The 25516-nt window shown below is 60.4% G+C and carries 25 protein-coding genes; 10 read left to right on the top strand and 15 right to left on the bottom strand.

The window, feature by feature from the left end; all coding sequences use genetic code 11:
• The first annotated feature begins 16 nt into the window (after positions 1–16).
• A complete protein-coding gene (locus CKW13_RS19220) occupies positions 17–736 on the top strand; it encodes a PA5502 family lipoprotein (RefSeq protein WP_095110275.1) in 720 nt (239 codons plus the stop codon).
• 380 nt (positions 737–1116) lie between these two features.
• Complete coding sequence (locus CKW13_RS19215) at positions 1117–2985, top strand: ricin-type beta-trefoil lectin domain protein (RefSeq protein WP_095110273.1); 1869 nt, start codon at positions 1117–1119, stop codon at positions 2983–2985.
• Positions 2986–3050: 65 nt separating this feature from the next.
• Here the strand turns inward: CKW13_RS19215 and katE are convergent, their stop codons facing one another.
• Positions 3051–5192, bottom strand: coding sequence for a catalase HPII (gene katE, locus CKW13_RS19210; protein ID WP_095110272.1), 2142 nt, complete (start codon positions 5190–5192; stop codon positions 3051–3053).
• A gap of 263 nt (positions 5193–5455) precedes the next feature.
• On the opposite strand from katE, the gene CKW13_RS19205 reads away from it, so the two are divergent.
• From CKW13_RS19205 to CKW13_RS19195, 3 genes are read left to right on the top strand one after another with little or no spacing between them, the layout of a single operon-like run.
• Positions 5456–6463 (top strand): methionine ABC transporter ATP-binding protein, encoded by a 1008-nt coding sequence (locus CKW13_RS19205; RefSeq protein WP_095110270.1) that lies wholly within the window; start codon positions 5456–5458, stop codon positions 6461–6463.
• Positions 6463–7137, top strand: coding sequence for a methionine ABC transporter permease (locus tag CKW13_RS19200; protein WP_095110269.1), 675 nt, complete (start codon positions 6463–6465; stop codon positions 7135–7137). Before CKW13_RS19205 ends, CKW13_RS19200 begins: the two co-directional genes overlap by 1 nt.
• Positions 7138–7185: 48 nt before the next feature.
• The gene (locus CKW13_RS19195) at positions 7186–7959 is read left to right on the top strand and encodes a MetQ/NlpA family ABC transporter substrate-binding protein (RefSeq protein WP_095110267.1); all 774 of its coding nucleotides are present in this window, start codon (positions 7186–7188) and stop codon (positions 7957–7959) included.
• A 67-nt stretch (positions 7960–8026) separates the two neighbouring features.
• On the opposite strand, the gene CKW13_RS19190 is transcribed toward CKW13_RS19195, so the two are convergent.
• From CKW13_RS19190 to CKW13_RS19170, 5 genes are read right to left on the bottom strand one after another with little or no spacing between them, the layout of a single operon-like run.
• Positions 8027–8662, bottom strand: a complete 636-nt coding sequence (locus CKW13_RS19190) for an SCO family protein (RefSeq protein ID WP_095110266.1) — start codon at positions 8660–8662, stop codon at positions 8027–8029.
• The gene (cyoE, locus tag CKW13_RS19185; RefSeq protein ID WP_095110264.1) at positions 8659–9558 is read right to left on the bottom strand and encodes a heme o synthase; all 900 of its coding nucleotides are present in this window, start codon (positions 9556–9558) and stop codon (positions 8659–8661) included. The genes CKW13_RS19190 and cyoE overlap by 4 nt, the downstream gene beginning before the upstream one ends.
• Positions 9546–10625: a heme A synthase gene (locus tag CKW13_RS19180; protein ID WP_095110263.1), complete on the bottom strand. Its 1080-nt coding sequence runs from the start codon at positions 10623–10625 to the stop codon at positions 9546–9548. Before CKW13_RS19180 ends, cyoE begins: the two co-directional genes overlap by 13 nt.
• A 10-nt stretch (positions 10626–10635) precedes the next feature.
• On the bottom strand, positions 10636–11229 hold the full coding sequence (locus CKW13_RS19175; protein WP_095110373.1) for a hypothetical protein: 594 nt from the start codon (positions 11227–11229) through the stop codon (positions 10636–10638).
• Positions 11195–11932 (bottom strand): SURF1 family protein, encoded by a 738-nt coding sequence (locus tag CKW13_RS19170; protein WP_095110372.1) that lies wholly within the window; start codon positions 11930–11932, stop codon positions 11195–11197. The genes CKW13_RS19175 and CKW13_RS19170 overlap by 35 nt, the downstream gene beginning before the upstream one ends.
• A gap of 70 nt (positions 11933–12002) precedes the next feature.
• Here CKW13_RS19170 and CKW13_RS19165 point away from each other — a divergent pair, with 70 nt between their 5' ends.
• Positions 12003–12206, top strand: coding sequence for a twin transmembrane helix small protein (locus tag CKW13_RS19165; RefSeq protein ID WP_095110261.1), 204 nt, complete (start codon positions 12003–12005; stop codon positions 12204–12206).
• A gap of 8 nt (positions 12207–12214) precedes the next feature.
• On the opposite strand, the gene CKW13_RS19160 is transcribed toward CKW13_RS19165, so the two are convergent.
• From CKW13_RS19160 to coxB, 4 genes are all read right to left on the bottom strand, one after another.
• Complete coding sequence (locus CKW13_RS19160) at positions 12215–13102, bottom strand: cytochrome c oxidase subunit 3 (protein WP_095110259.1); 888 nt, start codon at positions 13100–13102, stop codon at positions 12215–12217.
• A 41-nt stretch (positions 13103–13143) separates the two neighbouring features.
• Positions 13144–13686 (bottom strand): cytochrome c oxidase assembly protein, encoded by a 543-nt coding sequence (locus CKW13_RS19155; protein ID WP_095110258.1) that lies wholly within the window; start codon positions 13684–13686, stop codon positions 13144–13146.
• A 138-nt stretch (positions 13687–13824) separates the two neighbouring features.
• Positions 13825–15414 carry a cytochrome c oxidase subunit I gene (ctaD, locus tag CKW13_RS19150; protein ID WP_095110256.1) on the bottom strand — a complete coding sequence of 530 codons (1590 nt, stop codon included), beginning with the start codon at positions 15412–15414 and terminating at the stop codon, positions 13825–13827.
• Between the two features lie 82 nt (positions 15415–15496).
• Positions 15497–16624 carry a cytochrome c oxidase subunit II gene (gene coxB, locus CKW13_RS19145; protein WP_095110255.1) on the bottom strand — a complete coding sequence of 376 codons (1128 nt, stop codon included), beginning with the start codon at positions 16622–16624 and terminating at the stop codon, positions 15497–15499.
• A gap of 371 nt (positions 16625–16995) precedes the next feature.
• Between coxB and CKW13_RS19140 the strand changes: the two genes are divergently transcribed.
• Positions 16996–17643, top strand: coding sequence for a hypothetical protein (locus CKW13_RS19140; RefSeq protein WP_095110253.1), 648 nt, complete (start codon positions 16996–16998; stop codon positions 17641–17643).
• A gap of 43 nt (positions 17644–17686) precedes the next feature.
• On the opposite strand, the gene CKW13_RS19135 is transcribed toward CKW13_RS19140, so the two are convergent.
• The 3 genes from CKW13_RS19135 to CKW13_RS19125 form a co-directional block, all read right to left on the bottom strand.
• Entirely contained in the window at positions 17687–19219 is a 1533-nt protein-coding gene (locus tag CKW13_RS19135) for a SulP family inorganic anion transporter (RefSeq protein WP_095110252.1), read from the bottom strand.
• A gap of 89 nt (positions 19220–19308) precedes the next feature.
• Positions 19309–20040, bottom strand: a complete 732-nt coding sequence (locus CKW13_RS19130) for a carbonic anhydrase (RefSeq protein WP_095110251.1) — start codon at positions 20038–20040, stop codon at positions 19309–19311.
• Between the two features lie 237 nt (positions 20041–20277).
• Complete coding sequence (locus CKW13_RS19125; protein ID WP_095110370.1) at positions 20278–21336, bottom strand: PA0069 family radical SAM protein; 1059 nt, start codon at positions 21334–21336, stop codon at positions 20278–20280.
• Between the two features lie 183 nt (positions 21337–21519).
• On the opposite strand from CKW13_RS19125, the gene CKW13_RS19120 reads away from it, so the two are divergent.
• Together CKW13_RS19120 and CKW13_RS24270 are read left to right on the top strand one after the other, a co-directional pair.
• Positions 21520–21822, top strand: coding sequence for a hypothetical protein (locus CKW13_RS19120; RefSeq protein WP_095110369.1), 303 nt, complete (start codon positions 21520–21522; stop codon positions 21820–21822).
• 95 nt (positions 21823–21917) lie between these two features.
• Positions 21918–22472, top strand: a complete 555-nt coding sequence (locus CKW13_RS24270) for a hypothetical protein (protein ID WP_141233998.1) — start codon at positions 21918–21920, stop codon at positions 22470–22472.
• Positions 22473–22522: 50 nt separating this feature from the next.
• On the opposite strand, the gene CKW13_RS19115 is transcribed toward CKW13_RS24270, so the two are convergent.
• Together CKW13_RS19115 and prlC are read right to left on the bottom strand one after the other, a co-directional pair.
• Complete coding sequence (locus CKW13_RS19115) at positions 22523–22798, bottom strand: YheV family putative zinc ribbon protein (protein ID WP_095110249.1); 276 nt, start codon at positions 22796–22798, stop codon at positions 22523–22525.
• Positions 22795–24873, bottom strand: coding sequence for an oligopeptidase A (gene prlC, locus CKW13_RS19110; protein WP_176465141.1), 2079 nt, complete (start codon positions 24871–24873; stop codon positions 22795–22797). Before prlC ends, CKW13_RS19115 begins: the two co-directional genes overlap by 4 nt.
• Positions 24874–24948: 75 nt before the next feature.
• On the opposite strand from prlC, the gene CKW13_RS19105 reads away from it, so the two are divergent.
• Entirely contained in the window at positions 24949–25494 is a 546-nt protein-coding gene (locus tag CKW13_RS19105; protein ID WP_095110248.1) for a gamma carbonic anhydrase family protein, read from the top strand.
• Positions 25495–25516 lie beyond the last annotated feature (22 nt).

The following is a 25516-nucleotide window of genomic DNA, read 5'->3' as shown; positions in this document are numbered from 1 at the left end:
TCAGAGAGTCGCAGGAATGAAGCCGTTCGCCTCCCGTTATCTGCTCCTTGTTGCATTCACCCTGTTGCTGGGCGCCTGCCAAAGCACCCCGCCAGCCGCCACCGAAGCCCCGGACGCCCGGGCTACGGCCATTGCACAACTGGAGCAAAGCATTGCCAGCAGCGAGCTGGCCACTGCCGAAGACCAACTCAACACCTTGCAGGCCCAGGCGCCGAACGACCCGGCCCTGGAGCAATACCAGCGCCAATTGGCCGAGGCGTACCTGCAACGCAGCCAGATCGTGCTGCAAAAAGGCGACGTCAACGCCGCCGCCACCGCCCTGAGCCGAGCCCGCGCGCTGATGCCCAAGGCCCCGGCGCTGACCGGCGGCGTCAACAGCGCCATCGCCCACGCCCGCAAGGCCGAGCTGGATAAAGTCGAAGCCGCCCTCAAAGCTGCCGAAGCCAAACCGGCCGCCAAGCTAATCGACCCGACCGCGCCGAGCACCACTATCGCGCTGAACATCGGCGATAGCCGGAAATTGCGCCGGCAACTCGACGCCATCGCCGCCGATGTGGTGAATTACCAGTGCGACGTCGCCATTCAAGCACCCCGCACCCAGGACTATCCTTGGCTGGCCACTCTGCTGACCAAACGGGTGAAAAAACTCGATGCTGGTTTCGACCTTAAGATTCAGCGCCAGATCTTGCGCCACGTCCCCGCGCAACTGGTCTTGAGCCCACGCAAGGCACCGTAACCCTCCTGCACAACGACGCAACGCCCTTTTTCTTCACCCTCCCGCATCGGGTTGGGGCTCGAAGGAAAAGGGTGTTTTCGTTTGAATGAAAAACCTCCGCCACTCATGTGAATACAATTAACCTGCATTAATCCAAATTACCCACTAGCAGTTCGAATAGTCCCAAGAGCGTGCTGGCCACAAGCAATAGTTACTCGGGATATTATTTCCTTTCATGTTTTATCATTGCGCTAGCGCTTTATCTTGCTAGCTTGAGTTTGTCGCCGCCTTTTTTATTTTGAGTGTGCTCGGAAAACCTCTGCCTAGTGAGCCCTATCATTCAATAGGCGGCCAACGAATTTTATTTATTACAGAAAATATTGAACGACAAGGATGTAATAGTGAAAATAAGAACCTGCAGTAAAGTATTTATGTTCGGGCTTCTAACGATGGCTGTTGTGCGAGGTAGCCTGGCACAGGAGGGAGTATCGGGCAACGAACCCATCTTGATGTTTGGCACACCTTCCTCCGTCGTCAAATCAAACGTTCAAGGCGCAGACATTGGTAACCGGGAGTTGGAGCAATTCATTTCCAAGCATAAAACGAACTCCTTTGCCTTCCTCGATATTGCCGCCATTGCCGACGATGACCAGGCCCTCGAAAAAGTAAAGAAAGTATTCGCTTCCAACATGGCCGTGCTGTTGAAATCGGACAGCCGTTCCGCGGAACTTCGCAAAAAAGTCTCCAGCATCTTTGGCCTGTCCGGCCCCTTTGACTACGCGCTGTTCAAACGCGGTAAAAATGGCGCCATTGATGTTTATCGCCTTGATGGGCCGGCAGAAAGCGACTTGATCGCACAAGCCAAAACACTCGTACGCCGACCACTCCCGCTGCGTCATACAGGGGCGGAACCAAACCTCGCCGGTTTGCCCAAACTCACCTACAACATTCAACTGAGCAACCCCGATGGCCAGGTTTCATCCGTGGTCAATATTGATGTCATTCGCAGCGTGACCCTGAGCCAGGACAAGAAATTCGTCCTCATCAATGCGAGCCCAACCACCGTCAAGTCATCCCAAAATGGTGTGGTCATCGGAGGCGAAGGCAATAACCTGTGGGGGGCGTACTTGCCACACGCCTATACTTTCTCCCATGGCCTGAGCGCCAAAGGCGTGACGCCAGCGCTGGTGGATTTTTCCCCGGTGAGCGACTCTCGAACCGAGTTTGATTTTTCCGAAACGAAAAGGCAGGGGTTCGCCATTGGCGGCTCACTGGGCGGCGAAATCAGCGCCACGCCCAAGGAGCAACTTGAGTTCGCGGCAAAAACCCCCTTCAGTATCAACGCCAACATAACCCATGAAATCAGTAAGACCCTGGCCTACAAGTTCAAGGATTATTCTTTGATCGCCACGGACACTAAACAAGGTGTCGAATGGCAGGCTTTGATCGATACGAAGTTAAAGTCAGTGCTTTTTGAACGCAATACTGCGACCCTCCCTGTTCTGAATGAACACCGAATGACGCCGATGATGCGCTCTGCCTCGCTGGACTCTTATACATTATGGGAGCTGCCTGGTACTTACACCGGCCCGGCAACCGTCATTATTGGCGGTGGCTATACCTTGGCCAAAAATGAATGGTGGTATAACCGCTCAAGCATTGAGTCAAAGGAAGACTTAGAAAACTTCCAAGATATACAAAACTACGAACTGGACCTGAACAGTCCTTACTTGACCCGAGAAATCACTGTGCTGATTCGATCCCAGTACGGCGAGGGCAAATGCTTGACCGCGAACCCCGGCAAAGACACCACAATGGAATCTTGCTCCGGAACCAACCCTCACCAGCAGTGGGGATATGACGATCAAAAACGTTATGTGAATCGGGCAAGCGAATCGTGCCTGAACGTTGATGAGGATCGCGGCACCTTAATCACTGAGCAATGCAAAATTGACAACCGACAGCAGTGGTACTGGAGTGCGGACCGCCTGCATTCTAACTTCAATAAGAGCTGGCGTTTATATGTCGATCAAGACCAACTTAAAGTAATCCCCGACGATTCCATGGTGTTCCAGGACATCCCGTCCAACCCCTTCAACCCCCTGAATATTCCATGGACCAGTTATCCGAAGGCCCCCGCACTCAATGATGTAATTCCGCGCAGTGACAACAGTGTCGCGCCACCCATCAGCGAGGATTGGGTCAATACCTATGAGGCGGTGAACATCCGCCAGCGCTGGAAAGTAGAAGTCCTGCGCGACGGACTGTAAGACCTGCCGGCCCGTTCCCACATCACGGTGGGAACGGGCTTGACGCGGCGATCAGAGGCCGCGAGTCAGGCCGGTATGCCCTTGGCCTTCGCCTCGCGCGCCCAGACCCGATGCTGGGCGATTGCGGCAAAGAACGCCTTTAACGCCTTGGCGTCCGCGCCCACGATCAACCCCGCATCAGCCTCCAGGTGCAGCACTTGCAACAACTGCTTGGCCTCACCGGCCAAGGCAATCGCCTTCAAATGCTTGTAGGCCTCCAACAGGTAGTGCAGCGCCACCCCATCGGTGCTCAAAGCCTGTACCGATTTGGCACCACCGGGCACAAACACCGCGTCGAACGCCACCGAGGGCAGCCCCTCCATGGAGCCATCCACCGCGAGTACCTTGCCATCAGCAGTGGTGACCGGCGCCGAGGTCGGCCCCAGCAACTTGGCGTGGGCACCAGCGGCCTCAAGGGCTTTTTTCAGCGCACTGATTGCCGCCCCGTCCACACCGTTGGCGGCCAGTATCGCCACCTTGCGCGTCTTGATGTCTCCCGACAGCAGGTTTACCTGGCTCAGCGCCGGCGAACGCTCAGGCTTGGTCTTGCGTTCGACCTGCGTGCCCTGGGTCGGCGCCGGCAGGCCCAGGTTGTGCGCCACGCGGCGAGCCAGTTCCAGGTCGATATTGGCCAGGATCTCGTTGACCTGGCGCGCACGAATGAACTCGCGCTCGACCTTGCCCAGCTCAAAGCTGTACGCCGCGATGATGTGCTCTTGCTCGTGCTTGCTCATGCTGCGAAAAAACAGCCGCGCCTGGGAGAAGTGGTCGCTGAACGACTCGCTACGCTGGCGAATCTTGTGCGCGTCGATACGCTCTGGGTAGCTCTCGAAGCCGCCATCCCGTGCGGCCGCAGGGGTTTCCTTTGGCCAGCCGCCATCGATGGAGTTGGGCTCATACGAGGCCCGACCTTTGTCGATGGTGGTGCGGTGCATGGCGTCGCGCTGGCCATTGTGGAATGGCGCGACAGGGCGGTTGATGGGTAGCTCATGAAAATTCGGCCCGCCCAGCCGGCTGATCTGGGTATCTGTGTAGGAAAACAGCCGGCCTTGTAGCAACGGGTCATTGGAAAAGTCGATGCCCGGCACGATATGCCCAGGGCAGAACGCCACTTGCTCGGTTTCGGCGAAGAAGTTGTCCGGGTTGCGGTTGAGCACCATTTTGCCCAGGGGCGTGATGGGTACCAGCTCTTCGGGGATCAACTTGGTGGGGTCGAGAATGTCGAAGTCGAACGTGTGCTCGTCTTCTTCGGCGATGATCTGCACGCCGAATTCCCACTCCGGGTAATCCCCGCACTCGATGGCTTCCCACAGGTCCCGGCGATGGTAGTCGGTATCCTTGCCCGCCAGCTTCTGCGCTTCGTCCCACACCAGCGAACAGGTGCCGGCGGCCGGCCGCCAGTGGAACTTGACGAAGCTGGACCGGCCCTCAGCGTTAATCAGGCGAAAGCTGTGCACCCCAAAACCCTGCATGGTGCGTAGGCTTTTAGGAATGGCTCGGTCGGACATGGCCCAGATCACCATGTGTGCCGACTCCGGTTGCAGGGAGACAAAGTCCCAAAACGTGTCGTGAGCCGAGCCGCCGGTAGGTATTTCGTTGTGGGGCTCGGGTTTTACCGCGTGGACGAAGTCGGGAAACTTAATCGCGTCCTGTATGAAAAACACCGGCATGTTGTTGCCGACCAAATCGAAATTACCTTCGTCGGTAAAAAACTTCACCGCGAAACCCCGCACATCCCGCACGGTGTCCCCGGAACCACGGGGCCCCTGCACCGTGGAAAAGCGCACGAACACCGGGGTTTTCTTCTGCGGGTCGGTTAGGAACCCGGCCTTGGTCAGGGCCGAGTGGTCGGCATAGCTCTGGAAGTAACCATGGGCGCCAGTTCCGCGGGCGTGGACGATGCGTTCGGGAATCCGCTCATGGTCAAAGTGCGTGATTTTCTCACGCATGATGAAGTCTTCCAGCAGCGAAGGCCCACGTGCGCCGACCTTCAGAGTGTTCTGGTTGTCGGCGATTTTCACGCCCTGGTTGGTGCGCAGGGCCTGGCCGGTGGCGTCGGAACGGAAGCGCTCCAGGCTCTGCAACTTGGCGTTGGTGTTGGCGCGGTCAGCGGTGTCGGTGCCCGCTAGCTCGCTCTTGGGCGGCGGGGCTGGTTTTTTCGTGCTCATCAGACAAAAACTCCTCGTTTGCGGGCCGCAACCATGGCGGCGCTGGGGGCAAAAACCCGGGCACGGCACCCGGGAGTTTCGAGTTGCTTAAGTAATGACTGGTGGTTGTAGGCGCCGTTCCTTTTTTATGACCTTTGCTCGCGTTATTGCCAAATCGTTGGTTCATTGCGAAATAAATGCTAAGAACCTCTATACGGACAGGCTAAAATGCGCGCCCGGCTTACCGCTGCCCCTTTTCTAACGCGCCCCACAAGGTTCGCTACGTGATCGAGTTTCAAAACATCCACAAAACCTACCGGGTTTCCGGCAAGGATATTCCCGCCCTGCACCCGACGAATTTGCGGGTGGAGAACGGTCAGGTCTTCGGCCTGATCGGCCATTCCGGTGCAGGAAAAAGCACCCTGCTGCGTCTGATAAACCGTCTGGAAGAGCCAAGCGGCGGCATCATCACGGTGGACGGTGAAGAAGTCACCGCCCTCGACGCCAAAGGCCTACGCCGCTTCCGCCAGCAGGTCGGGATGATTTTCCAACACTTCAACCTGTTGGCCTCCAAGACCGTGGCCGACAACGTCGCGCTGCCGCTGACCCTGGCCGGCGAACTGTCGCGCAGCGAGATCGAGCGCCGCGTCGCCGAGTTGCTGGCCCGGGTAGGCCTGCAGGACCACGCCAAGAAGTACCCGGCGCAGTTGTCCGGCGGCCAGAAGCAAAGGGTCGGCATCGCCCGCGCCCTGGCCACCAAGCCGAAAATCCTGCTGTGCGACGAAGCCACTAGCGCCCTTGACCCGCAAACCACGGCGTCTGTCCTGCAATTGCTGGCCGAGATCAACCGCGAACTGAACCTGACCATCGTGCTGATTACCCATGAAATGGACGTGATCCGCCGGGTTTGCGACCAAGTCGCGGTGATGGATGCTGGCGTGATCGTCGAGCAGGGTTCGGTGGCCGACGTGTTCCTGCACCCCAAGCACCCGACCACCAAGCGTTTTGTCCAGGAAGCTGAGCAGATCGACGAAAGCGAGCAACGCGACGACTTCGCCCACGTGCCAGGCCGCATCGTACGTCTGACCTTCCAGGGCGACGCGACCTACGCACCATTGCTGGGCACCGTCGCCCGCGAAACGGGGGTGGACTACAGCATCCTCGCCGGCCGTATCGACCGCATCAAAGACACGCCTTACGGCCAACTGACCCTGGCCATCACCGGCGGTGACATGGAAGCGGCCTTTGCCCGCTTCACCGCGGCCGATGTCCACATGGAGGTGCTGCGCTGATGGAAGCGTTTGTGAGTTTCTTCGCCAATATCGACTGGTACGAAATCTGGCTCGCCACCGGCGACACCCTGATGATGCTCGGCGGCTCGCTGCTGTTCACCGTCCTGCTGGGCCTGCCCCTGGGCGTGCTGCTGTTTTTGTGCAGCCCGCGCCAACTGCTGGAGCAAAAAAGCCTCTATGCCCTGCTGTCGCTGATCGTGAACATCCTGCGCTCGCTGCCGTTCATCATCCTGTTGATCGTGATGATTCCGTTCACGGTGCTCATCACCGGCACGTCGCTGGGTGTGGCGGGCGCGATTCCCCCCCTGGTGGTCGGCGCCACGCCGTTCTTCGCGCGGCTGGTGGAAACCGCCCTGCGGGAAGTGGATCGCGGCATCATTGAAGCGACTCAGTCCATGGGCGCCACCACACGGCAGATCATCACCAACGCGCTGCTGCCCGAGGCTCGCCCCGGCATCTTCGCGGCGATTACGGTTACAGCGATCACGCTGGTTTCCTACACGGCAATGGCCGGTGTGGTCGGCGCCGGTGGCCTGGGTGACCTGGCGATCCGCTTCGGCTACCAGCGCTTCCAAACCGATGTGATGGTGGTCACCGTGGTGCTGTTGCTGGTGCTGGTCCAAGTTCTGCAAACCGTCGGCGATAAGCTGGTGGTGCACTTTTCCCGAAAATAAAGACAACCGCCGGTTTGGCCGGACCTGTCTGAACAAGGAGTCTGCTGGATGAAAAAACTACTCGTCGCATTCGCTGCCGTTGCAGCCTTTTCCGCTCAGGCCGCCGAGACCCTGACCGTGGCCGCCACACCGGTGCCCCACGCCGAGATTCTCAACTTCCTCAAACCGGCCCTGGAAAAAGAAGGCGTGACCCTCAAGGTCAAGGAGTTCACCGACTACGTGCAGCCCAACGTGCAAGTGGCCGAAAAACGCCTGGACGCCAACTTCTTCCAGCACCAGCCGTACCTGGATGAGTTCAACAAGGCCAAGGGCACTCACTTGGTGAGCGTGGCTGGTGTGCACCTGGAGCCCCTGGGCGCCTACTCCAGCAAATTCAAAAAACTGGCCGAACTGCCAAGCGGCGCCACCGTGGTGATCCCCAACGACGCCACCAACGGCGGCCGCGCCTTGCTGCTGCTGGATAAGGCTGGCGTGATTAAGTTGAAGGACGCCACGAACATCCTGGCGACCATCAAAGACATCACCGTGAACGAAAAAGGCCTCAAGTTCCGCGAACTGGAAGCCGCCACCATCCCACGCGTGCTGACCCAGGTTGACCTGGCGCTCATCAACACCAACTACGCGCTGGAAGCCAAGCTCGACCCGGCCAAGGACGCCCTGGTGATCGAAGGCAAAGACTCGCCTTACGTGAACATCTTGGTGGCCCGCCCGGACAACAAGGACAGCGAGGCCATGAAGAAGCTGGTCACCGCGCTGCATAGCCCGGAAGTAAAAGCCTTCATCTTGGAAAAATACAAAGGCGCGGTCGTGCCGGCGTTCTGATTGCTGCGTTAACACGAAAAAGGGGGCGCATCGATTGCGCCCCCTTTTTTTGCGCAACGGCCCAGGCTTAAGGGCGTTTGAGCAGTTCCGGCAACTGGGCCACCAGTTTCTGGTTGTTCAACGGCGCGCGAATGAAGCCGCGCTGGGTGCCGTCCGGGCCGATCACGGCGAGGTTGCCGCTATGGTCCACCGTGTAGTTGGGCTTGTTGATGTCGGCCGGGATGAACGGGATGCTTACCGCGTTAGCGACCTTCTGCACATCCTCCACGTTAGCGCCGGTCAGCCCCACGAACTGCGGGTCGAAGTAGCCCAGGTATTGCTTGAGCTGCGTGGGGTTGTCGCGGTTGGGGTCGACGCTGACCAGCACGATTTGCAGGTTGTCCACCGCCTCCTTGGGCAGCTCGCTCTTGATCTGGCGCAGTTGGGCCAAGGTGGTGGGGCAGATGTCCGGGCAAAAGGTGTAGCCGAAGAACAACAGGCTCCATTTACCCTTGAGTTCATTGACCGTGACGCTCTGGCCTTCCTGGTTGGTCATCTGCACATCCGGCAGGTTGCGGCTTTGCGGCAGCAGGATGATGCCGGCGTCGATCAGCGCGGTGGGGTCGCCCTGGCCCTTGCCCGTGAGCACTTTATTGACGGTCAGGCCCATGACCAGGGCCACCAGGGCGACGAGGATGAAAACGGTTTTCTGAGTTCGAGTCATAGGTTCAACACTAGGTAGTGGTCTACGAGCAGGGCGATAAACAGCAGGAACAAGTAGTAGATAGAGTACTTGAAGGTGTTGATCGCCGCGTGCGGCCGACCGCCACGGTACAACACCCAGGCCCAATGCAGAAACTTCGCGCCCAGGCCCAGGGCACACAGCAGATAGAGCATGCCGCTCATGCGGATCACGTAGGGCATCAGGCTCACGGCCAGCAGCACGCAGGTGTACAGCAGGATATGCACCTTGGTGTAGTGCTCGCCGTGGGTCACCGGCAGCATCGGGATGTCAGCCTTGGCGTATTCCTCCTTGCGGTGGATGGCCAGGGCCCAGAAGTGCGGCGGCGTCCAGGCGAAGATAATCAGCACCAGCAACAGCGGTTCGGCGCTGATGTGCCCGGTCACTGCCACCCAGCCCAGCAGCGGCGGCGCGGCCCCGGCCAGGCCCCCGATGACGATGTTCTGCGGCGTGGCACGCTTGAGAAACCCGGTGTAGACCACCGCGTAGCCGAGCAGCGAGGCCAGGGTCAGCCAGGCTGCCAACGGGTTGGTGAACGCCAGCAGCAAGGCCAGCCCCAGCACCGCCAGGGCCATGGCAAAGGTCAGCGCGGCGGCGGGCGACACCCGGCCCTCGGCCAGGGGCCGCTTGTGGGTGCGCGCCATCACGGCATCGATGCGCCGGTCCACCACGTGGTTGACCGCCGCCGCGCCGCCGGCACACAGGGCGATGCCCAGGTTACCGAACACCAGCACCGTCCACGGCACCCCGGCGCGGGTGGCCAGGAACATGCCGACCAACGAGGTGATGAGCATCAGCACCACCACTTTGGGTTTGGTCAGCTCCAGGTAGTCGCGCCAGATCGCCTGGCTGTGACGTTCGCCGATCAAGGTCGCCATGGCATCTCTCCTTTGATTGTGATGAGGCCGTTGGCCTGTTTGCGTGGGCTGAGCCGCCAACCCGCGAATGCCGGGCGCCGCACCCGCACCAGGCTGGTGCGTGCGTGGTAATTGACCAGCACCAGGGTCAGCAGCAGCGCCGCCCCCCCGGCGTTGTGGGCCACTGCCACCGGCAGCGGCAGGTGAAACAGCACATTGCTGATGCCCAGGCCGACCTGCGCCGCCAACGCCACCAGCACCAGGGCGGCCAGGCGCGTCATGCCCACCGCGCGCAACTGCCACGCCAGGCCTAGCAACACCAGGGTCACCAGCAACGCGCCAATGCGGTGGGTGACGTGGATGGCGGTGCGCGCCTCGCTGTCGAGTTGGCCGCCCAGGTAATTGGGGCCGATGTGCTGGGTGAGGTGAAAGCCGTTGGCAAAATCCGCCGGGGGCAACCATTGCCCGTGGCAGGTGGGGAAGTCGATGCACGCCACCGCCGCGTAGTTGGAACTGACCCAACCGCCCAGGGCGATTTGCCCGATCACCAACAACAGCCCTGCCGTCGCCCAATGCTGCAGGCGCCGAGGCACGGTCAGGGCCGGCAGCACGCCGGAGAGGCGCAAGGTCAGCAAAAACAGCAGGCTCAAGGTGGCGAAGCCGCCGAGCAAATGGCCGGTGACCACTTGCGGCCAGAGTTTGAGGGTCACCGTCCACATGCCGAACGCGGCTTGGGCAATCACCACCGCCAACACGAACAGCGGCAGTTTCAGCGGTTGCTCCGGCCGGTGCCGATGGCGATAGGCCCGCGCCGCTAAAAGCAGAATCACCAGCCCCAGGGAGCCGGCGAAATAGCGGTGGACCATTTCGTTCCAGCCCTTGTGGGCCTCCACCGGGGTGTCGGGAAAGTGCAGCTCGGCATGGGCCAACTGGGCTTCGCTCTTGGGCACACTGATAAAGCCGTAGCAGCCGGGCCAGTCCGGGCAGCCGAGGCCGGCGTGGGTCAGGCGGGTGTAGGCGCCCAGCAGCACGACCACCAGCGCCAGCAAGGTGGCAAACAACGCGAGGCGAAATCCAGGTTTGGCCATGACGATGCCCTTATCCGATGTTCGACAGTTTCAGCAGGTGGCGCAGGTCGTTGAGCAGCACCTTGCCCTTGATCGTGGCGTCGTAGCGCAGCACCAGGTTGCCGTGGGGGTCGACGATCCACAGGCGCGGCCCCTGCTCGGCACCCGCGCCCTTGAGGTAAGCCGCGCGGTCCAGCGGGTAGCGCTGTAATTGCGGGTATTCGCGCTGCAACTGGGCGTCATAGGCCGCGGCCACCGGGGCGGCGCTGGCCAGGGCATGGCTGGCGCGCGAGGCATCGCGGCCCAGGCCGATCTGGATCTGCCGCGCCAGGTACACCAGTTGCTGGCAATCGGCGGCGCAGGCATCGGGCGCGGTCACCAGTATTTGCCAGCGCTGCTCCTGGGCGGGCACGCCGATGTCGGCGCGGGTCTGGCCGTTGCCGATCAGCTCGCCGTGGTAGCTGCGGCTTTGCGGCACCCAGAACTGCAATTTGTACATGCCGGTGGCCAGCACCATCGGGCCGATCACCAGCGCCAGGATCAGGATCAGTTGCAGGCGCCCGCGCGCGCGGCTGCGCGGGGCTTGCGTGTCAGACGTGTTGGGTGGATTCATGGCCGCTCCCATGGTGTTTCTCCCTTGCGTTGTGCCATCCGAGGTAGAGGTAAAGTGCCAGCAGCGCCAGCGCCATGGCGAACCACTGCACGGCATAGCCCAGGTGTTTTTCCGGCCCCATGGCCACCACCGGCCAGTCCGTGCGGTAGGTGCCCGGGCCGCTTTCGGCGCGCAGTTGCCAGGCAACGCCCTCGCGGCCCAACTCGGCCCAGAGCGCGGGCGGGGCCACTGCGGTTATCAGGCGAGGCCACGTGGCGTTGGCCGGGTCGGCGTGCAATTGGAAGGTGGCGCCCGGCGCGACATAGACCCAGGCATTGATAGCCAGGGCCTGGGCCGGGGTGCTGAATTGGGGTGGCGTACGCCGATCCGGCCAGGGCAACCAGCCACGGTTGAGCAACACCCATTGGCCACTGGCCTGGTCGAGGAAGGGTTGCAGCAGTTCGACGCCGACCTTGCCGTCGCGGGTGCTGTTGTCCAACAGCAGGCTGTGGCGGGTGTCGAACTGGCCGTGCAGGCGCACGCGGCGAAAGGCCGGGTCGGCGGGCTGCACCTGGCTCAGCGCCACAGGCGTGGCGGCGCGGCGCTCGGCGTAGCTGTCGAGCAGCAGGCGTTTTTGCTCGCCCCGGCCCAATTGCCAGAAGCCGAGAAACACCAACAGCGGTAACAGCGCCAGCACCACCAAGGTCGGCACCACGCCTGGGCGAAAAGTCTTCATGGCGTTGCCGCACACGTAGAAAGCGGACTAGCTTTACTCCATTGCATCCCGTCCCCCTGGAGTCCCCACCATGCTCAAAGCAGCCATCGTCCTGATGCTGATTGCCACGGTTGTCAGCCTGTTCAGCGGCTTGTTCTTCTTGGTCAGGGACGACAGCAGTTCCAAACGCCTGCTGACGGCCTTGATGGTTCGTGTCGGCCTGGCCACCGTCACCGTCGGCCTGATCGCCTGGGGTTTCTACAGCGGCCAACTGGTGAGCCACGCGCCCTGGTAAGCGGCGCGTCAGAGCACGTAGACGAAAACAAACAAACCGATCCACACCACATCGACAAAGTGCCAGTACCAACTGGCGGCTTCAAAACCGAACTGGTGCTCGTTATTGAAGTGCCCGCGCATCACCCGCATCAGCATCACGAACAGGATGACGGTGCCGATGGTCACGTGGGCCCCGTGGAACCCGGTGAGCATGAAGAACGTCGCGCCGTACACGCCCGAACCCAGGGTCAGCCCCAGCTCCTTGTAGGCGTGGATGTACTCTTCGGCCTGAAAACCGAGGAAGGCACAGCCCAACAGCACGGTGAGGGCCAGCCAGATTTTCAGTGCGCCGCGATGGCCTTTTTTCAAGGCGTGGTGGGCGATGGTGATGGTCACGCTGGAGCTGACCAGCAACACCGTATTGAGCAGCGGCAAGCCCCAAGGGCTGATGATGCCCTTGGGCGCGGGGTAGAGTTTCGGGTCCGGGGTGTTGAGCAGTGGCCAGGTGAACTCGAAACCGGGCCACAGCATGTTGGCCAGGCCCTTGGCGCCATCGCCGCCCAGCCATGGGCCGGACAGGTGCCGTACATAAAACAGCGCGCCGAAGAAGGCGATGAAGAACATCACTTCGGAAAAGATGAACCAGGTCATGCCCCAGCGAAACGAACGGTCCATCTGCGGGCTGTAGAGCCCGGCGTGGCTTTCTTTGATGACCGCGCCGAACCAGCCGAACAACATGTACGCCAGCACCAGGCTGCCGGCGAAAAATACCCAAGGGCCGTGGGAATCGGCGCGGGCGGCCTTGAGGTCGTTGAACCAGATGCCCAGGCCCACCACCGTGACCAGCATGCCGACCGTGGCGATGATCGGCCATTTACTCTGGGCCGGAACGTAGTACGTCTCGTGAGTTGCCATCTTATTGTTCTCCTTATCGGGCACGCTTGGACTCGCCGGGGTCAGTTGGTCGCGACCGGCGGGTGGCGAGCGGTGATATCGAACAGCGTGTAAGCCAGCGTCAGGTGTTTGACTTGCTTGGGCATGTCGCGGTCAACGATGAAACGCACCGGCATCTCGATGCGCTCCCCCGGTTGCAGAATCTGCTGGGTGAAGCAGAAGCACTCGGTCTTGTGGAAATACATTGCCGCCTCGGCCGGGGAAATGCTGGGGATGGCCTGGGCCGTCATCGGGCGGTTGGTCGGGTTGTGCGCCACGAACACCATCTCGTTCACCGCCCCGGGGTTGACCAACAGTTCATCGGCCTTGGAGTGAAACTCCCAGACCATGTCCACGGCATTGGTGGACAGGAACTGCACCCGCACCTGGCGCGACAGGTCGCTCACCTGCTCGCCCTCGTACTGCCCGGCGGTTTTGCCATTGATGCCGAACGCGGCGCACATCACGTCGTAGATCGGCACCAGGGCAAAGCCGAAGGCAAACATGGCCACCACTAGGATCAGCAGGCGGGTAACCAGGCGTTTGTTGGTGGCGGGTTCAGCCATGGCGCCCACCGTGTATACCTAAAACAACTGTGGGAGCGAGCCTGCTCGCGATAAGCGCATCACCGTGGATATCGCTGTCGCGCAGTCTGTCATCGCGAGCAGGCTCGCTCCCACATGGGAACTCCAAACCCCGAATATTCATTTCACCTCCGGCGGCGTGGTGAAGGTGTGGTAGGGCGCGGGCGACGGAATGCTCCACTCCAGCCCCTCGGCACCGTCCCACGGCTTGGCCGGGGCGGGTGCGCCGCCACGGATGCACTTGATAACGATGAACAGGAACAGGAACTGGGTAGCGCCGAAGGTGAAGGCGCCAATGGAGGACACCATGTTGAAGTCGGCAAATTGCAGGTTGTAGTCCGGGATGCGGCGCGGCATGCCCGCCAACCCCACGAAGTGCATCGGGAAGAACGCCATGTTCATGCCCACGAAGGACAACCAGAAATGCAGCTTGCCCAGGGTTTCGTCGTACATGTGGCCGGTCCATTTCGGCAGCCAGTAGTAGGCCGAGGCGAAGATCCCGAAGATCGCCCCCGGCACCAGCACGTAGTGGAAATGCGCCACCACGAAGTAGGTGTCGTGGTACTGGAAGTCTGCCGGGGCGATGGCCAGCATCAGCCCGGAGAACCCGCCGATGGTGAACAGGATCACGAACGCCACGGCGAACAGCATGGGCGTCTCGAAGGTCAGCGAGCCTTGCCACATGGTGCTGGCCCAGTTGAACACCTTGACCCCGGTGGGCACCGCGATCAGCAGGGTCGCGTACATGAAGAACAACTCGCCCACCAGCGGAATGCCCACCACGAACATGTGGTGCGCCCAGACAATGAACGACAGGAACGCAATGCTCGCCGTGGCGTAGACCATTGAGGTGTAGCCAAACAGCGGCTTGCGCGAAAAGGTCGGGATGATCGAGCTGACGGCGCCGAACGCCGGCAGGATCATGATGTACACCTCGGGGTGGCCGAAGAACCAGAACACGTGCTGGAACAGCACCGGGTCGCCGCCGCCCGCCGCGCTGAAGAAACTGGTGCCGAAGTGGATGTCCATCAGCATCATCGTCACGCAACCGGCCAGCACCGGCATCACCGCGATCAGCAGGAACGCGGTAATCAGCCAGGTCCAGACGAACAACGGCATTTTCATCAGCGTCATACCGGGGGCGCGCAGGTTGAGGATGGTGGCGATCACGTTGATCGCGCCCATGATCGAGCTGATGCCCATCAGGTGAATGGCGAAGATGAAAAAGGTCACGCTTTCCGGCGCGTAAGTGGTCGAGAGCGGGGCATAGAAGGTCCAGCCAAAATTCGGCCCGCCGCCAGGGGAAAACAGCGTCGAGACCAACAACAGGAACGCCGCCGGCAGCAGCCAGAAGCTGAAGTTGTTCATCCGCGGCAGGGCCATGTCCGGCGCGCCGATCATCAGCGGGATCATCCAGTTGGCTAGGCCGACGAACGCCGGCATCACCGCGCCAAAGACCATAATCAGCCCGTGCATGGTGGTCATCTGGTTGAAGAATTCCGGCTGCACGATCTGCAGGCCCGGCTGGAACAGCTCGGCACGGATCACCATGGCGAACGAGCCGCCGAGCAGGAACATCGCGAAGCTGAACCACAGGTACATGGTCCCGATGTCTTTGTGGTTGGTGGTCAGCACCCAACGCATCAGGCCTTTGGCGGGGCCGTGGGCGTGGTCACCGGCATGGCCGTGGTCATCGATCACTGCGCTCATGTCCTTTCTCCTGCAAAGAAGTGGGCGAGGCGGTCATGGGCGCATCGCCGCGACCGTGGGCGGGGGCCTGCATTGGGCGCGCTCATTTGTTTTCAGCCTCTTTGAGGGCCAGCACATCCTTAGGCGTAACCATGTCGCCCTTGTTGTTGCCCCACGCATTACGCTCGTAGGTAACGACCGCAGCGATATCGACTTCCGACAGTTGCTTGCCGAACGCGGCCATCGCGGTGCCCGGTTTGCCGTGGTAGACGATGCTCAGGTGCTCGGCCGCAGGGCCGGTGGCGATTTTCGAACCCTTGAGCGCCGGGAACATCGGCGGCAGGCCCTGGCCCTCGGCCTGGTGACAGGCCACGCAGGTGGTGTGGTAGACCTTGTCGCCACGGGCCACCAGCTCTTCGAGCGTCCACTCTTTGGAGGTCAGTTCCTTGAGCTTGGCCGCCTCGGCCTTGCGCTCGCCGAGCCAGGTGTCGTAGTCAGCCTTGGACTTGACCTCGACCACGATGGGCATGAAGCCGTGGTCCTTGCCACACAACTCCGCGCATTGGCCACGGTACAGGCCGGGTTTTTCGACGCGGGTCCAGGCCTCGTTGACGAAGCCGGGAATGGCATCGCGCTTGACCGCAAAGGCCGGCACCCACCAAGAGTGGATCACATCCGCCGCCGTCACCAGAAAGCGCACCTTGGCCCCCACCGGCAACACCAGCGGCTGGTCGACTTCCAGCAGGTAGTGCTCGCCCTTGGTGGCCTTGTTGTGGATTTGCTCGGCGGGCGTGGCCAGGTTGCTGAAGAACTCGACGTCCTGGCCCAGGTATTTGTAATGCCACTTCCACTGATAGCCGGTGACCTGGATGTCCACATCCGATTCCGAGCTGTCGTAGATATTGATTAACGTTTTGGTGGCGGGAATGGCCATGGCCACCAGGATCAGGAAAGGTACGACGGTCCACAGAATCTCGACCGTGGTGCTCTCGTGAAACTTGGCCGGTACCTGGCCGGTGGAGCGGCGGTGGACCATCATCGACCAGAACATGGCACCGAAGACGATGATGCCAATCACCACACAGATCCAGAAAATGGTCATGTGCAGGTCGAAGACCGCGTTACTCACCTCAGTGGCCCCTGGCGTCATATTCACCGTCCAGGCGGCTTGCGCCTGGCTGAATACTGACCACAACACAAGGCCCATCCAAACATGTGGATGTCGCGTCATTGCGGGTTCCCCTTATCGTTCTTGTTATCCCGTCAGGCGTTACACCTGCGGCCAAGGGAGCGGCTCAGATACTGCAAATCACCGCCAAGCCTTGCCTGCACAGCAGTCGGGCGTCATCAGCTAATCGCGTACAGAAGCGAGTATAGACAGCGACCGGGACCTCGCAACGCGATGGCGTAAAACAGCTGATACAAATGCAATGGACCCGGTAGGCCCAATGAATGAAGGGAGATAACGGACGAATGGTGGCATTTCGATATAACGGCAGAGCATAACCGTGAAATAATTATGACAAAGCCGTCTTAGTAAGTTTTGTAAGCAAGCTAACTTATGTCTTCCCTCATCAACTGCCTTCGCTTCCTGGAGTTTTCATGAACACCGCCGCATTGCGCGAGCAGATCCAACGTGCCCACCAACATGAGACCCAAACCGGTCAACTTGCGCGCCAGTTGGAAACCCAATTACCGCACCTGCACTCGGCCATCCAACTGCCGCAGGCCAACGCCAAAGGCGCGATGACCGGTTTTGTCACCGCCTATATCGACCAAGTGCCCGACCTGCTGGACGCCGCCAATGGCGTGGCGCGCGAGGCTGGCATCGAGTCGCAGATCAAGCCGGTACTGAAGATCGCCGAGCAGTTCTTCCTCCAGCCCCTGAAAATCATGGACGGCCACGTCGGCCTCGCTGGCCTGCTGGATGAAGCCTACCTGGCCCATCGCCTGGTAGAAGAAGTCAACGACCTGTACATCAAGCACTTCGGCCAACCGCTGATCCCCCTGGACATGACGGTTGCCAACCTGATCGCCCATCAATTGATCGGCGAAGCCTTTGCCAACCAGTTGGACGAGGCGGTACACCACGCCGTGGACGAAATGCTCAACGAAGAGAGCTTCGCCCTGGAGTCGGTCGAGGCCTACCGCGACAAGCTCGCCAGCCCCGACACCGGTGCCGCGTGGAAGCGCTGGCCATGCCTGTCGCGCCAACTGGGCGTGGTCCTGGAGCTGGACCCGCCCGCCTGATGCCACCGTAGCCATTGGCGCGGCCTCGGGTCGCGCCAACCCGCTATGCCCGCACGCCCACACCGGTGGTTGTGCGCAAACGCCCCTCTAGCCGCCGCTTCAAGCCCCGCGCCTCAATCAGCAGTGTCGAGCCTTTGGCCGCGTTGGCCCGTGCCCATTCCTCCAGCAACTCCAGGCACGCATGATCGATGTAGCTCAAATGGCCCAACGGCACATGCACCCTCGCCCCGGGCGGGATCTGCGCCAACACCCGGGTCAGGGCCGGAACCTTGAGAAAGGTCGCTGCGCCGGATAGGCGCAACTCCATCTCACCGGCCATTGGCAGGTCCACCAGGCTGATTTTCAAGCGCGAAGCCTTCCAGGCCAATTTCGCCAGCGTCAGGCCGAAGCCGATCAGCACCCCGGTCAATAGGTCGGTAAAGATGATCGCCAGCGCCGTGGCGCCGTAGGTCAGCATCGGCATGCGGCCATAGCGGCCCAAGCCGCGGAACACTTTCAGGTCCACCAATTTGCACCCGGTGTACACCAACACCCCGGCCAGGCTGGCTACCGGGATGCTTTGCAGCACGCTGGACAGCAACAACACGAAGGCCAGCAACCAGGCACCATGAAAGATCGTCGATAACCGCGTGCTGGCACCGGCCTGCACATTCGCCGAACTGCGCACGATCACCCCGGTCATCGGCAACGCGCCGAGCACGCCGCACAGCATATTGCCCACGCCTTGGGCGCAGAGCTCACGATCGAAATCCGAGCGCGGGCCACTGTGCATACGATCGACCGCCGCAGCCGACAACAGCGTTTCGGCACTGGCGATAAACGCTACGGCAAACGCGGCGACCAACAGGTCCGGGGTGGCCAGGTTGAGCAAGTCCGCCGGGCGCAGCCAATCGATAGCCTCGGCCAGATTGGCCGGCACCTCCACCCGCCGCACCTGCAACGCCAGCAGCAGGCTCGCCGCCGTGGTCACGCCCACACCCAGCAGAGCACCCGGCACAAAGCGCAGCGCCTGGGGCCGCCATTTATCCCACAGCCACATCACCGCAATCGTCGACAACCCTAACAACCCGGCTTGCCAGCCCAAGCCACCTCCAAGGGTCGGCCACGCCTCAGCCAGGGCGCCCGGGAACCCCGCCAAGTTATCCAGCCCGGAAGGCTTGGGCACACCATCGAGCATCACATGCACCTGGGACAGCACGATCAGCACGCCAATCCCGGCCAACATCCCGTACACCACCGCTGGCGCCGTCACCCGGAACCAGCAGCCCAGGCGAAAGCGCCCGGCCAGCAATTGCAGCAACCCCGCCAGCAGCAGGATCGGCCCCAGCATCGCCACGCCATGCTGGCGCACCAGCTCGAACACCAACACCGCCAGCCCCGCGGCCGGGCCACTGACCTGCAACGGCGACCCGGCCAGCCAACCCACCACCAAGCCGCCGACGATCCCGGTAATCAGGCCCTTGGCCGGTGGCATACCAGACGCGATGGCAATGCCCATGCACAAGGGCAGGGCCACCAGAAACACCACCACCGAAGCCAACAGCTCCCGTGGCAAAACCGCTTTGAACGCACCCATAAAAAGGCTCCCGAACATTTCTTCAGGCGTGGCGAAGCCGACCGCTAAAACAGCAGTCCAGGCTAAGCCAGGCAGGAACTAAGGAAGATCTAGAAGCGCGCTTTGGGCGTCGCTACAGGTATCGGATGGCTGCCATCGAGCGGCAGGAAGCAGCCTTTGTCGGCATCGTAGGCTTTGATTTCGCTGGTCTCGATGCTGTAGACCCAACCATGGATAAACAGATGACCGTTGGCCATGCGCGAGGCCACCGAAGGGTGAGTGCGCAAGTGCTGGAGTTGGGCGATGACGTTCTCCTCGGTCAACACATGCATGCTTTCGTTTTCATCGGCGCAATTGCAGTTTTCCTGAACCATGGTCTTGGCGACTTCAGCGTGGCGCAGCCAGGCTTTGACCGTAGGCATTTTCTCCAGGCTTTGTGGGTTGAGCACCGCCCGCATCGCGCCGCAATCGGAGTGGCCGCAAATGATGATGTGCTGCACGCCCAACGCCAGCACCGCGTATTCGATGGCAGTCGAAACGCCGCCGTTCATCTGCCCGTAGGGCGGCACGACATTGCCCACGTTACGGGTCACGAACAGATCCCCCGGGGCACTTTGGGTAATCAGCTCAGGCACGATGCGCGAGTCAGCGCAGGCAATGAACATCGCCCTGGGCCGCTGGGCCGTGGCGAGCTTCTTGAAGAGCTCTTCCTGTTCAGGAAAGACCTCATGATGAAAGTGCAGAAAACCATCGACGATATGCTGCAACGCTGCATCGGCGCTTTCGGCGTCCGGAAGGACAGAAGCCGACGCAGCCAACGGCTGTTTATCCTTGTCACTCATGATTCATCCTCTTTTATTGACGGATTTTTGGAATCTTCCCGTGTTCACCGGTGCGAAGCCAGCTATTGACTAGAAAATAATCAACTCGCGAAATGCGACTGACCGGTCAGTCGACGAACAGCGTACCCGTCGAAACTTAACTAAACCTGAACCAACCGCTCTAGCCTAATGCTTACAGGTTAGCCAAAACGTGACTACGGTTAAGATGCCCAAGCACTTGCAGGAGACCTCCGTAGTCTAGAGCAGCGACATCTGACTGCCCGGTGGGCAAAAGGCATTGCAGTCCAAGTTGAAACCCTCGCGTCGATCCAGCCCCAACCGCTTGAGCGCCTTGGCGAAACGCTGGGCCAGCAAATCGGCGAACGGCCCTTCACCCCGCATCCGCGCGCCAAAACGGCTGTCATACAGTTCACCGCCACGGCTTTGGCGCACCAGGCTCAACACATGGGCCGCCCGCTGCGGGTAGTGGGCGGCCAGCCACGCCTCGAACAGCGGCGCTACCTCCAGCGGCAGGCGCAACATCATGTAGGCCGCGCTCTGCGCGCCCGCGCCGTGGGCCTCTTCCAGCAGGTGCTCCAGCTCGCTGTCGTTAATCATCGGAATCATCGGCGAGCACAACACCCCCACCGGCACCCCCGCTTCGCGCAACACCCGGATTGCCCGCAGCCGGGCCTTGGGTGCCGCTGCGCGCGGTTCAAGAATGCGTTTTAGCTCGTCATCGAGGGTGGTCAGGCTAATCATCACCGCCGCCAACCGTTGCTGGGCCATTTCGGCCAAGAGGTCCAGGTCGCGCAGGATTAGCGAACCCTTGGTGACGATGGTGACCGGGTGGCGGTAGCGCAACAGCACTTCCAATGTCTGGCGCGTGATTCGATGTTCGCGTTCGATGGGTTGGTAAGGGTCCGTATTGGAGCCCAAATTGATTGGCGCACATTGATACCCGGGCTTACTTAGCTGCTGCTCCAGCACCTGCGCCGCGTTGGTCTTGGCGATCAACCGGGTTTCAAAATCCAGCCCTGGCGACATGTCCCAATAGGCATGGCTGGGCCTGGCGTAACAGTAAATGCAGCCGTGCTCACAGCCTCGATAGGGGTTGATCGAGCGATCGAAGGGCAAGTCCGGGGAGCTGTTGCGAGTGATGATGGTTTTCGCCGTTTCGATGCGTACCTCGGTGCCCTGGGTCAGCGGGGCTTCCTGATACCAGCCGTCATCCTCGGCCACCGAGTGCCTGGGCGCGAACCGGTTGTGCGGGTTGGTGGCAGTGCCACGACCACGTGGGGGCAAGGGGGTAAGCATCATGCAAATCTCTTGACTGTATAAACGTACAGTAACCGAGCTTTTGCCTCCCTGCCAGTACCGCCGGGCATTTGGCCGAGCGGCGAGGAAAAATAATGAAATACATGGCGGTTCCCGACAAAAAAAACTCATCTAATGTTAGCCAAGCAACAGCCAATACAACTCACCTTGAAGGGAATCAATATGTCTTTCGTTAATTCGCGCGGTATCTTCCTACAGCTTCTTGCACCATCGATTGTTAGCCCGAACGAGGCAGTGGTTTCGATGAAGCTGGGACTAGAAGTTCTCGGTTACAACGAAGAAACCGAAGAGCAAACCCACACACTTGTCGACATAACCGAACTAGCAGCGTTCTCCAATGATGGCGGTAAAACATTCACCCTACGCACGGTCAGGGATATTGACGGTGACGGTGATATTGACGAAGCCGACAAGGAAAAACTCCTAGCACTGGCCAGTGCCTATGCCCGAATTCTTAATCCTTGATATGCACTCGATGAGCTCTGCGCAAAATATCGCATCTCGAGTTCCAATGTAACGCAACCACCATAGTTATATTTAGTAATCCAGAGGTACATCAAATGGAAGGTCCAAAAAATCGAGGGGTATTTCTTCAGCGTGTTGATGAAGGAAATGAGACCAAGATCCTCGGCCAGCTTGCGGGTACGGTTTCAACCATAGACGAATCAACACAGCAACCAGCAGATACCTTGACTGAGTCCACGTATTTCACGTTGTCGGTAAAAAATGATGGAGACACACATAATCTTACATACGGCCCCTGGGACGATGTAGATGTAAACTCAGATAACATGATTGATGATCGAGACGAGCAAGCCATGACGGAACTTGCACTGTCCTACTATCACCAAATAACACTAAAGGCGCCACACGGTATATTTCTATACCTTATCAATAGTAACCATACAACACTTCAAGTACTGGTGCAGATTTCGAAAAAAGCCGGAAACCTGCTCACAGACTCCACATCATTTACTGCAATCAGCACTGATGGCGGATCAAGCTTTACCATACCGGACTTTTCTATCGACGTAGATGGAGACAATCAAGCTAACCATGACGATAAAACCAGCATAGAACGGCTGGTATCGGCGTTCACTTCCTTTAAACTTTGAACTTAGGCAAACCTGCCAGGTTGTAATTAAACCTGGCAGGTTTGAATCTATCAGTTGTTTTTTTTCAATTTCGGATTGGGGAAAAACTGCACAGCCTGCACCTTCGCATCCGGCACCTTCAATGCGGTGGTGTTGACCCGCGTGCCCAACTCCTTGGGCACCGACAGGCCCTGTTCGTTGAGCACATCCGAGTAACCGCAGGCGACGCATTCGCGGTGCGGGACATCGTCCTCGCTCCACATCATCAACTTGTCCGACTCGCTACACGCCGGGCAGACCGCTCCGGCGATAAAGCGTTTTTTCGTTATCACTGGCCCTTCACTCATGCTGCTGCGTCCTCGGTCAGGCCGCTATGGCGCAAGAGTGCGTCAATCGACGGCTCGCGGCCGCGGAAATCGACGAACAGCACCATCGGGGCCTGGGAGCCACCGCGCGCCAGGATCGCCTCGCGGAACGCACGGCCAGTCTGCGGGTTAAGCACGCCATCTTCCTCGAACTTGGAAAACGCATCGGCCGACAGCACTTCCGCCCACTTGTAGCTGTAGTAACCCGCCGCGTAACCGCCGGCAAAAATGTGGGCAAAGCTGTTGGGGAAGCGGTTGTAGGCCGGTGGACGCATCACCGAAACCTCGTCGCGTACGCCTTCGAGCACCTGCGCCACGCTGCGGCCATCGCCGTGGGTGGCGTGCAGTTCGAAGTCGAACAGCGAGAACTCCAGTTGGCGCACCATCATCAGGCCGGACTGGAAGTTTTTCGCCGCCAGCATCTTTTCCAGCAGGTCTTGGGGCAGCGGTTCGCCGGTCTCGAAGTGACTGGAAATCAGCGCCAGGCCTTCAGGCTCCCAGCACCAGTTCTCCATGAACTGGCTCGGCAGCTCGACCGCATCCCAGGCCACGCCGTTGATGCCCGAGACACCGGCGTGTTCGACGCGGGTCAGCAGGTGGTGCAAGCCATGGCCAAACTCATGGAATAGGGTGGTCACTTCATTGTGGGTCAGCAGCGCAGGCTTGCCGCTGTCAGCGGGGGTGAAGTTACATACCAGGTTCGCCACCGGGCTTTGCAACACGCCCTCCAGGGTGCGGCGGCGGTCGCGGGCGCCGTCCATCCAGGCGCCACCGCGCTTGTTGGCCCGGGCGTAAAGGTCGAAGAAAAAGCGCCCCACGTGCTGGCCGTTTTCCTTGATCTCAAACAGGCGTACATCCGGGTGCCAGGTGTCGAAACCGCTCAGTTCGGTGATTTCGATGCCGTACAGGCGTTGCACGATGGTGAACAGGCCGCCCAACACCTTGTCGATCGGGAAGTAGGCGCGCAGGGTTTCCTGGGCCACGCTGTAGCGCTGTTCGCGCAGTTTTTCGCCGTAGAAACCGCTGTCCCAGCTTTGCAGGTCGGGGCAACCCTGTTCGGCGGCGTAAGCCTTGAGCTGTTCCAGGTCTTGGGCGGCAAATGGCTTGCTGCGCTTGGCCAGGTCACGCAGGAAACTCAACACCTGATCGCTGGAGTCAGCCATTTTGGTGGCCAGGCTCAGTTCGGAAAAACTGGCGAAACCCAGGAGCTTGGCCAATTCCTGACGCAGGTCGAGGATTTCTTCCATCACCGGGCCGTTATCGTTCTGACCGGCATTCGGGCCTTGGTCCGACGCACGGGTGCAGTAGGCGGCGTAGACTTCCTCGCGCAACGCACGGTCCTGGGCGTAGGTCATCACCGCGTAGTAGCACGGGAACTCCAGGTTGATGAGCCAACCGTCGAGCCCTTTGGCCTGGGCCGCCGCGGCCATTTGCGCCTTGGACGAATCGGTCAGGCCTGCCAGCAGCCCTTCGTCGGTGATGTTTTTGCTCCAAGCCTGGGTCGCGTCCAGCAGTTGGTTGGAGAAGCGGCTGCCCAGCTCCGACAACTTACTTTGCACCTCGGCATAGCGCTGTTGCTCGGCGGGCGGCAGGTCGATACCCGACAAGCGGAAGTCACGCAGGGAATGTTCGAGGATGGTTTTCTGCGCCACGTCGAAACCGGCCGCCTGCGGGCTGTTGGCCAGGGCTTCAAAGGCCTGGAACAGCGCACGGTTCTGGCCCATTTCGGTGGAGTAGGCGCTCAGTGCCGGCAAACAAGCCTCGTAGGCTTCGCGCAGCTCGGCGTTGTTGCACACCGCGTTGAGGTGGCTGACCGGGCTCCAAGCGGCGCCGAGGCGGTCATTGAGCTCGTCCATGGCCAATACCAGGCCAGCCCAGGTAGGCTGCTGGCCTTGTGCTTCGAGGATTTGCGCGATGGCAGCGCGGTTGTCAGCCAGGATCTGTTTGATGGCCGGTTGCACATGCTCGGCACGGATCGCCGAAAACGGCGGCAGGTCGTAGGGCTGCAAAAGAGGGTTGTTCACGCTCACGGTGGGCACCTTGGCTGGAAGAAACATCGGGCCATCTTAATTACAATCGACGCCCGCCGCAGCTATAAGCCCCATTAATAAATGTCACTGAGGGAAATTCACTTGGCCATTCGTACCTACCAGAACCGCCGCCCGGCCCTGGCTGAACGCGCCTTTGTCGATCACTCGGCGGTGGTCATCGGCGACGTTGAAATCGGCACAGACAGCTCGGTTTGGCCTTTAACGGTGATCCGCGGCGACATGCACCGCATCCGCATCGGCGCGCGCACCAGCGTGCAGGACGGCTGTGTGTTGCACATTACTCACGCCGGCCCATTCAACCCCGATGGCTTCCCGCTGCTGATCGGTGACGACGTGACCATCGCCCACAAAGTCATGCTCCACGGCTGCACCGTCGGCAGCCGGGTGCTGATCGGCATGGGCAGCATCGTGATGGACGGCGCGGTGGTGGAGGACGACGTCATCATCGGCGCCGGCAGCCTGGTGCCGCCGGGCAAACGCCTGGCCAGCGGCTTTCTGTATGTGGGCAGCCCGGTCAAGCAGGCCCGCCCACTGACTGACAAGGAACGTGCCTTTTTCACCTACAGCGCGGCGAACTACGTGAAGCTCAAGGACTTGCACCTGGCCGAAGGTTTCGACCAGGCCTGACCTTGCCTCGCCCTCAATCAGG

It is taken from the genome of Pseudomonas sp. Irchel 3E20, assembly GCF_900187645.1.
GTDB lineage: Bacteria > Pseudomonadota > Gammaproteobacteria > Pseudomonadales > Pseudomonadaceae > Aquipseudomonas.
The sequence above is the reverse complement of the archived record's forward strand: the minus strand, read 5'-3'. Positions and strand labels throughout refer to the sequence as shown.